Origin of the sequence: Flavobacterium sp., from assembly GCF_025352425.1 — a bacterium.
GTDB lineage: Bacteria > Bacteroidota > Bacteroidia > Flavobacteriales > Flavobacteriaceae > Flavobacterium.
Genome location: NZ_JANXTI010000019.1, coordinates 1 through 7,590, shown reverse-complemented (window position 1 = coordinate 7,590; position 7,590 = coordinate 1). Strand labels below are relative to the sequence as shown.

Annotated in this window: 7 protein-coding genes and 1 pseudogene; 3 read left to right on the top strand and 5 right to left on the bottom strand. The window is 35.6% G+C overall.

Annotated elements, in window-relative coordinates:
* Positions 1 to 139: 139 nt before the first annotated feature.
* Positions 140 to 322: a hypothetical protein gene (locus Q0Q99_RS02240; protein WP_293890800.1), complete on the bottom strand. Its 183-nt coding sequence runs from the start codon at positions 320 to 322 to the stop codon at positions 140 to 142.
* Entirely contained in the window at positions 315 to 1,355 is a 1,041-nt protein-coding gene (ribD, locus tag Q0Q99_RS02235) for a bifunctional diaminohydroxyphosphoribosylaminopyrimidine deaminase/5-amino-6-(5-phosphoribosylamino)uracil reductase RibD (RefSeq protein ID WP_293890797.1), read from the bottom strand. The genes Q0Q99_RS02240 and ribD overlap by 8 nt, the downstream gene beginning before the upstream one ends.
* Before the next feature lie 28 nt (positions 1,356 to 1,383).
* Between ribD and Q0Q99_RS02230 the strand changes: the two genes are divergently transcribed.
* On the top strand, positions 1,384 to 1,869 hold the full coding sequence (locus Q0Q99_RS02230) for a GNAT family N-acetyltransferase (RefSeq protein ID WP_293890794.1): 486 nt from the start codon (positions 1,384 to 1,386) through the stop codon (positions 1,867 to 1,869).
* Between the two features lies 1 nt (position 1,870).
* Positions 1,871 to 2,728 carry a peptide chain release factor N(5)-glutamine methyltransferase gene (prmC, locus tag Q0Q99_RS02225; RefSeq protein ID WP_293890791.1) on the top strand — a complete coding sequence of 286 codons (858 nt, stop codon included), beginning with the start codon at positions 1,871 to 1,873 and terminating at the stop codon, positions 2,726 to 2,728.
* Here the strand turns inward: prmC and Q0Q99_RS02220 are convergent, their stop codons facing one another.
* Entirely contained in the window at positions 2,729 to 3,979 is a 1,251-nt protein-coding gene (locus Q0Q99_RS02220) for an ABC transporter permease (protein WP_293890788.1), read from the bottom strand.
* A gap of 169 nt (positions 3,980 to 4,148) precedes the next feature.
* On the opposite strand from Q0Q99_RS02220, the gene hisS reads away from it, so the two are divergent.
* Positions 4,149 to 5,507: a histidine--tRNA ligase gene (hisS, locus tag Q0Q99_RS02215; protein ID WP_293890785.1), complete on the top strand. Its 1,359-nt coding sequence runs from the start codon at positions 4,149 to 4,151 to the stop codon at positions 5,505 to 5,507.
* A 99-nt stretch (positions 5,508 to 5,606) separates the two neighbouring features.
* On the opposite strand, the gene Q0Q99_RS02210 is transcribed toward hisS, so the two are convergent.
* Together Q0Q99_RS02210 and Q0Q99_RS02205 are read right to left on the bottom strand one after the other, a co-directional pair.
* Entirely contained in the window at positions 5,607 to 7,328 is a 1,722-nt protein-coding gene (locus tag Q0Q99_RS02210) for a T9SS type A sorting domain-containing protein (protein ID WP_293890782.1), read from the bottom strand.
* Between the two features lie 141 nt (positions 7,329 to 7,469).
* A pseudogene (locus Q0Q99_RS02205) lies at positions 7,470 to 7,590 on the bottom strand (IS982 family transposase); the annotation flags it as partial.

The window sequence follows — 7,590 nt, the reverse complement described above, 5'->3', positions numbered from 1 at the left end:
ACTTCTAAAACTCTAAAATAATTTTTTACTATATTTGACATAGATATTGGTTTGTTTGGCGACATCAAGATACTGAATTTCAGTATCTTGACTAATATCTAATCAATTTATTTTACTTCAAATAATTACACCCAACGGGTTACTTTAAGAAACAGTTAATGAATTGTAGCTCGTCTATTTTTCCTTTTTCGAATAAATCATTGTGAGCCAACAAATCTTCATTTGGACCATCTAATCCTAACTTTTTAAACTCCTCGTTAGAATGTTCTTTTCTAAGATTAATGAAAACATCTCCGAAATCGAAAATTATAGTGTTAATCATGGTTGAAATAAAGTTTAAGTTGGTCGTCCTTGATGTTTTTTATTTGAAAATTCCCATTTAACTCCGGTGCTTTTGTGCCACTTTTTAAATGAATGTTTCCTATAAAAATCCTAGCTTCATCCCAAAGATTATCATCTATAAAACTTTGAAGTGTTTGTTTTCCGCCTTCAATTAGTATAGAATGAATGCCATATTTATATGAAATATCAGCAATTGTTTTGGTTAGCTTGATATCAAAGATAGCATTTTCATAAATACAATTTTCACTAAATGTTAAATTTTCTTGTTCGGTTATAATAATGGTTTTTGATTTTCCGTCTTTCACAAAAAAGGCATCTGAGATTTTTCCGGTTCTGTCCAAAACAATTCGTACCGGATTTTCACCTGACCAATCCCGAACATCCAATTTTGGATTATCGTCTAAAACTGTAGTAGTTCCTGCCAAAATAGCCTGTTCTTCGCTTCGCCATTTGTGTACCAATTGTCTTGAGAATTCATTGGAAATCCAAACAGGTTCTTTTTTGTACTTTGTTAATGGTGCTATAAACCCGTCCTGACTTTCAGCCCATTTCAGTATGATATAAGGACGCTTTTTTTGATGAAACGTAAAAAAACGCTTATTCAATTCGTAGCATTCCTTTTCTAAAACACCGACAGTTATATTGGTACCATTTTCGATTAATCGTTTAATTCCGCTTCCGGCTACTTTACTGTTTGGGTCAATCTTTCCAACGATAACATTTGGAATTTTATGCTTAATAATTAAATCACAACAAGGCGGCGTTTTTCCAAAATGACTGCAAGGTTCAAGTGAAACATAGATAGTAGCTTTTGCCAATAATGATTTGTCTTTTACCGAATTTACAGCATTAGCCTCGGCATGAGGTTCGCCGTATTTTCGGTGCCAGCCTTCGCCAATTATTTCATTATTGTAAACAATAACACAGCCCACTAAAGGATTCGGATAGGTTGTTCCCAAACCATTTTTGGCCAATTCTATGCAGCGTTTTATGTAAAATTCGTGTATCTTCACGGCACAAAAATAAGATATTACTTTTATAATGGATGGTATCGTAATAAGAGAAATCAAAAAGAAAGATAACCCGCAAATTGCAGCGGTTATCCGGGAAGTTTTTATTGCAGATAATTTTCCAAAAACAGGAACTGCCTTTGCGGATGCGCAATTGGATTTTATGTTTGAAGTCTATGATAAACAGAAAGCAACCTATTTTATTATAGAAAATAACGGTAAAATCATTGGAGGTGCTGGCGTTTCTCAATTGGAAAGTTCTGAGGAAAACATCTGTGAACTTCAAAAAATGTATTTTCTGCAGGAAGCCCGCGGCAAAGGAATTGGTTTTCAGATGATAGAAATATGTTTGGAAGAAGCGACAACATTGGGTTATACCAAATGTTATCTCGAAACTTTGCCGGAAATGCTAACAGCCCAACATCTTTACAAAAAGGCCGGTTTTGAATACCTATGTGCACCAATGGGGAATACAGGTCACACTACCTGCCCGGTGTGGATGATAAAGGATTTATAAGATGCAAATCAAAAACTATAAAGACATTCTTAAGAAGGAGTTACAATCGATTTATGACGAACAGGAAGTCGATAGTTTTTTTAATATTATATTAGAAAAACTGCATGGTCTTAAGCGAATAGATTTGGCTCTCAGCCCGGAAAAGGTAATGGATGGCACTCATTTAAGGCAATGGAAAAATATTGTCTCAGAATTAAAAAAGCAAAAGCCTATACAATACATTTTGGGTGAAACGGAATTTTATGGTCTACCTTTTTTGGTTAATGAATCCACTTTAATTCCAAGACCGGAAACGGAAGAATTAGTAGAATGGATTATTAAAGAAGAAGCAGGAAGCAAAAAGCAAGAGGAAAGACTAATAATTCTCGATATAGGAACAGGTTCGGGCTGTATTGCTGTTTCACTAGCCAAAAACATATCACGTTCAGAAGTTTTTGCGATAGATATTTCTGAGAAAGCTTTGGCTACAGCCAAAAAAAATGCCGAAGCCAATAACGTGAGAGTTGATTTTATTTTGAATGACATTTTAAAAGTAGGTGACTTAAAACAGCAATTTGATATTATAGTCTCCAATCCGCCTTATGTCCGAATTTTAGAAAAGGCCGAAATCAAGCCCAATGTTTTACAATATGAGCCACATTTAGCTTTGTTTGTTGAAGATACTGATGCGCTGCTTTTTTATAGAAAGATAGCGCAACTTGCTAGGAAAAATCTAGATCCAAATGGAAAATTGTACTTTGAAATCAATCAATATTTAGGAAAAGAAACGGTTCAGTTACTTGAAGATTTAGACTTCAGAAATGTTTCTTTAAAAAAAGACATTTATGGAAATGACAGGATGATTTCCTGCTCGTTGTAATTATTCGTAACGCAATGCCTCGATTGGATCAAGTTGGGAAGCCTTGATTGCAGGATACAATCCGGAAACTAAGCCAACAATAAAACTGGTTATAAATGCAGCAATAATGGCACTCCAAGGCGTCACGAAAGTTAATTTAAGAAGCGTTGAAATTCCGTAACCGACTAAGATTCCGAGAATAATACCAAAGATGCCGCCCAACTGACCAACAGTTAACGTCTCAATAAAAAACTGCATCGCAATAGCGCTTTTTTTGGCTCCAAGTGCTTTTCTTACGCCAATTTCCCGGGTTCTTTCGGTTACAGAAACTATCATAATATTCATGAGGGCAATTGATGAGCCAAGAATGGTAATAATTCCAATTATCCAGGCGGAAGCTCCCAATACATCTGTAATGCCTTCAATTTTGTGAAGCAAATCGTCACTTCTGGAAATCCCGAAATTATCTTCTTCTACCGGATTCAGTTTTCTGATTTTGCGCATTGTTATTATTGCGTTGTCAATAGCCGCTTCCAATAATTCCGTTTTCTGAATCATCGTACTCAATGAATAATTGATATCTGGCTGTGAAAATAACGAACGCGCTACCTGAATCGGAATCATAAGACGCAAATCACGGCTGTTGCCAAAAGTAGAGCCTTTCTCTTTTAACACACCAATAACCTTGAATTTGGCACCACGTATTGATAGCGTTTTTCCTATCGGATTGGTATCTTTCAATAATCCTTTTGTCGCGAAATCAGAACCAACAATGCAGGAATACACATTATTTGAAATATCAAAAGGGTTAAAATTTCTACCTTGTGTAACTTCCAAACCGGAGTTTGCTATATAATATTCATCGATACCCAAAACAGAAATTTCGGGATCCGTTTTTTGATTTTCATATTTCACTTCCGCATTTGAAGCTGCTGTAAAAGACAACGACGTTTGGGTTAAAGGATAATTGTATGTTTCTTTAAAAGCTTTGGCTTCAGGATAGGAAATGATTGGATTTATTTTTTCAACTTCATTTCCGCCTTCTTCCCTAAGCGTGTTTTCATATTGATTTATATTAAAAGTATTAGAACCCATTGAGGCAAAAGTGGAAGTCAGATTGTATTTAAAAGCAGAAACGACCGTTAAGACTGCAACCAATGCGGTAATTCCGATAGCGATAATAACGATGGTTAAAATGGTACGAAGCAACTGTGTTCTGATGGAACCCAACGCAATTTTTATATTTTCCCTAAAGAGTCCGATTCCTAACATATGGCAAATTTGACACTAAAATACAGTTTTTGTTACAGGAATATTTACATTCAGATATAAAATATGGATATTTGCAAAGTCAATTACGAATTACGAATTAGGAATTACGCTTTGCAGCTAATTTTTAATAATTCGTAATTAATAATTCGTAATTAATAATTATTAAAAAATGGCATCAAAACCAAGTATTCCAAAAGGCACACGAGATTTTTCACCGGCAGAGGTTTCTAAGCGTAACTATATTATTTCTATAATGAGACATCATTTTGAGAAATTTGGTTACCAACCAATAGAAACGCCTTCGTTTGAAAACTCGGATACCCTGATGGGAAAGTATGGGGAAGAAGGTGATCGTTTGATTTTTAAGATATTGAATTCGGGTGATTACCTTGATAAAGTGTCAACGGATCAGTTGCAAACTATAAATTATAAACAACTTACCGGTAAGATTTCTGAAAAAGCATTACGCTATGACCTGACCGTTCCGTTTGCAAGATACGTAGTGCAACACCAAAGCGAAATTGAGTTTCCGTTTAAACGTTATCAAATACAGCCTGTTTGGCGTGCCGACCGACCGCAAAAGGGACGATTCAGAGAGTTTTATCAATGTGATGCCGATGTTGTAGGTTCCACATCATTATGGCAGGAAGTGGAGTTGGTACAATTGTACGATTCGGTTTTTACCGATTTAGGTTTGAATGGCGTGACGATTAAAGTCAATAACAGAAAAATTTTATCGGGCATCGCCGAAGTAATTGGTGCTTCGGAAAAACTGATTGACTTTACTGTGGCTTTAGACAAGCTCGATAAAATAGGCGAGGATGGCGTTAAAAAAGAAATGCTTGAAAAGGGTATTTCGGAAACGGCTTTGCAAAAAGTACAACCTTTATTTAGTTTCACAGGAACGATTCAGGAGAAATTAGAAAAACTAACACAATTACTTTCTTCTTCTGCCGAAGGTAAAAAAGGAGTGGAAGAATTGCGTTTCATTTGTGACAACGTTACTAAATTAGGCTTGCAAAAAGCGATTTTAGATTTAGATGTAACGCTGGCCCGAGGTTTAAATTATTATACCGGAGCTATTTTTGAAGTTACCGCACCAAAAGAAGTTGATATGGGTTCCATCGGCGGCGGCGGGCGTTATGATGATTTGACCGGAATATTCGGGTTGAAGGACATGAGCGGTGTTGGAATTTCGTTTGGTTTGGACAGGATTTATTTGGTGCTTGAAGAACTGAATTTGTTTCCGGAAACAGTTACCACGGCTACTAAAGTGATATTTTTGAATTTGGGCGAAAGCCAGACTTTTGAAGCCATGAAAGCTATTATGCTACTTCGCAACCAAAACATCAAAGCTGAAATGTATCCTGATTCCGCCAAAATTGACAAACAATTTAAGCATGCCGAACGCAGAGGAATTCCTTTTGTGGTTAAAGAAATTGAGGGTTCAAACTTTACTTTAAAAGATATTCATAGCGGCGAGCAATTTCAATTGGATTTACATAGTCTCATTAGCAAGCTTTCTTGATTTTTAGGTAACAGATATAAACAAAAAATCCCCATAGTTGGGGATTTTTGTCTTGTAGAAAAAGGCAAATTAGTGTCAAATAAAGTGCAGAACAAGATCTTATTTTAGTATTATTTTTTTAGTTATATCGCCACCATCAGTAATTACTTTTACGATATAAGTTCCTGTACTTAAATCGGAAATCTGTAATTGAATGTCTGCTTGGTTTTGGTTGTTAATTTTCCAATCCATTATTTCTTGTCCTAATAAATTGAACAATAACACAGATTTCACAGCCACTTCCTGTAACTCGTTTTTAATGTTTATCATGTTGTTGGCCTGAGAATGTATCACACTAATTCCATGACTTACTACAGTATTATCAACTGTTCCAAGTGAAGAGCCATTTGTGAATCGCAATGAAAATCTTGTATCATAAGTCCCTGCAGGTAAATTGATTTGGAAGTTTTGATCCTTGATGCTATGGTAAATAGAAGTCACATTGTCATAGATGTATATTTCCTGAGCATTATCAAAGTTTTCTTTTCCATCTACAACAAAGGTAACATCGCCAGCCACTGCATTTTTAACACCTAATGGATAGATATTATTTACATTAAAGTAACCTTCACCGTTAATGTTTAATTTCTGGGTTCCATTGATAAAATACATATCATTAGTAAGTGTTTCAATGCTTAAACCATCATAACCACTATCAAATCCTGCAGTTGCATGTTGGTTCATAAATCCTAACAATACTTGTCTGTGATAATTGTCGGTCGAATTGTAACCAAGTCTCAATTTCATAAACTGTTCTTCCACAAAACTATCATGTTGATTGTTAAATGCAGGATTGGTAACAGAAACCGGGCTATTATTCTGTTTAAACATAGTATATGAAGTTGCGTCATCTTCTTTAACGAATAGTCTTTGACCATTGTTAAATGTAATAGTTCCACCTGAAGCAGTTCCGGTTACAAAGAATCCTTGTCCAACTGGGATGAATCTTTTCGGAGTTTTACTACTTGAACCTAAGCCGCTCACACCTGCCGGAGCAACGGGTGCAGTTCCCCCCGTTTTGGTATAAGTTGCATAGCCGCCTTGATACTGTGCAGTTGCGTGAACAGTATTAGTGCTGTAGTGTTCCCAGATATATAATGTTCCTATTATGCTTGCTGCATTGTCATCAATAAACTGATTGGCATCGATAGCAGAAGCGTATGGATTACCACATAGGTTTAAATTATTTGGACCCACAGTAGAGGTAATAGTTCCATTATTTGGTTTTCCAACGAAAGTATAATTCTGATCCGCCGCTGCTGAACCACATCCTTTCATGGTGTATCCTTGTCCGGCCAATAACGTTCCATTTGGACCGGCAGATGACCAGTTAGCATAACTGTTTGATGAATTTTGGAATTTAAAAATCCAATAGCTACTCAAGGTGATAGGGGTAGTTGGCGAACCATTCACTCCGGTTGTCCATTGTAGGTTTTGTATATTATTTGCATCGGTACCGTCTTTCATTACTCCGGCTACTGTAAATCCGTGATTGATTGTTGTACTGTTTATTGAACTAACAGGCGAAGACCAATAGTTGTAATTATATTTTATGGCTTGACCTTGTTGGTCTCTCTCTAAAGAACCTGAGCTAGTAACATCTAATTCAGAATTGGTTGATTGAACGAATTGGGATTTTCCAACTAAATCAATTTTACCATTTAGCAACATATACCAATCATTTTGGATTTTTGTATTATTGGCCATGCTAACAGTTACTCCCGGATCAATAAACATTGCCAGATCGGTACTGTTTCCAGTTTCAGTAATGTCGTGTTTCACTTGAATTATGGAATAATCTAAATCTAATACATCTAAACCTCTGATATCTTTTGTAGCATCGTTAACCGCCGTTGAAAGTGTACCGGTTCTTATTGTTACAAAAGCATAGGAGCTTGTTGTACATTAACCCGTTGGGTGTAATTAAATAATTTGATTTTTAATATTGTTTATTGGTCTATCAAATATGAATTTATTGATATATTGAACCAAAGTTAATGCTGTTATTTTAGCTAAAATTCTTGTTTTAAATCCTTCAAAAGAT